At 47.8% G+C, this 1,770-nt stretch carries 1 protein-coding gene; it reads left to right on the forward strand.

Annotated features, from left to right (window positions below; all coding sequences use genetic code 11):
* Positions 1–474: 474 nt before the first annotated feature.
* Positions 475–1,770 (forward strand): RHS repeat-associated core domain-containing protein (locus AC1DU2_RS30810; RefSeq protein WP_477389465.1); only part of this gene is annotated, 1,296 nt, incomplete at its 3' end.

The raw sequence follows: 1,770 nt of genomic DNA on the forward strand, positions 1-1,770 counted from the left end.
GCCTTTTCTCATAGTCTTATACAGGATGATAGAACATTTGTCTATCTCCTTAAGTACTGTTCTGGCTTGGTAAAAAGAAACTAAAGGCAGGTTTATCTTGCGGCCGACATCCGCGATGCGGTGTCTGTAGGCTCCCGTCAAAGTGCTGCCCTTAGTCCTGTTTATTAATATTTACAAAGATATGAGTCTCCAGGCTTGTGGCCCGCTGACAGGTAAATGCCATGCTAAGTAATAAATATGCAACACCCGGATGTTTAATTCATCCGGGTGTTTTTGTATACCCGCAGCTCGCGTAAAGGATAGCAACGGGTACCGGCCTGTGGCTAACGCCTCGCGCAGTATGAGTGGATAGCCTGACCCTGCTTCTACCGGCAGGGGTACGCCATGATTTAAGTCAAAAGTCAAACCATCCGTACGTTTACACAGCATTACCTGGGCGGCTCATCGGCACTGAGCCAGTACAACTATGACGATGTGCAGCCCGTTTACAATTTTGTAAAGCAACCAATATCGGTAGTACGCTACCACAATGTAAAGAACAGCGGGGGTACGGCTGCTACACTTTCGCTTACTTCGACTGACGTGTATACGTATGACCACATGGGCCGTAAGCTGAAATCGTACAATACCTTGAAAGACGGTGCCAACGCCGCCCAGGCACAGGTACTGGTTGCGCAAAGCAATTACAACGAACTTGGCCAGTTGAAGCAAAAGGGCCTGCATTCATTGAACGGAACCAGTTTTTTGCAGAATGTGGACTACCGGTATAATGCACGGGGATGGCTTACCAATATCAATAATGGAAGCCTGACCAACGACCCGCTGACCAGTACCGACCTGAACGACCAGTTCGGCATGGATTTAAAGTATGACGATGCGGCAACGCCTCAGTATAATGGCAACATCGGCAGKGTGAAGACCCTGACCGGGGCATTATCGGGGGCCACCCTGCCTGCGCTCACCTATAACTATACTTACGATAAGCTGAACAGRCTAACGGATGCGATATCGACCACTTCGGCAGCAAACGACGGTTTTTACAGTGAAACCCTGGTATATGACAATATGGGCAATATCCAGACGCTGAAACGTTATGACAAAAACGGAGCAGCAGCGCAATTGATAGACAACCTGAATTATATCTATGTAAGTGGTAATAAGGTTGACAGGATTGATGATGCCGGTACCACAGCAGGGTTTAACAATGCGGTAAGCCAGGCGGGCGAGTACACTTATGACGGCAATGGCAGCCAGCTTACCGACCTGAACCGTGGGCTTACGCAGGCGTATAATATGCTGAATCTGCCGCAAACGGTAACCAAATCAGGGATATCAATAGCCTATATTTATGATGCCACAGGCCGAAAACTCAGGAAACTATCAACGAATAGCGGCATAACCACTGTTACAGAATACATCGCTGGCATCCAGTATCAATATTCTACCGCAACCCCGGTGCTTGATTTTATCTCGACAGAAGAAGGCCGGGCGCGGAAAAGCGGATCCGTATACAAGTACGAGTATGATTTAAAGGATCATTTGGGTGATACCAGGATTACCACAACCTGGAACGCATCAGACGCTACCCAGATGACGCCGCTGAACTCGCAACGGAGCGATTATTATGCTTTTGGGTATGCCATACAAAGTTTACAAGGTACTACGCCAAGTCCAAAAAATCAGTACCTTTATAATCATAAGGAGTTACAGGAGGAAACGGGACTTTACGATTACGGTGCAAGGTTCTATGATCCGGTGATTGGGAGGTGG

Source organism: Mucilaginibacter sp. P4_C11, from assembly GCF_056402115.1.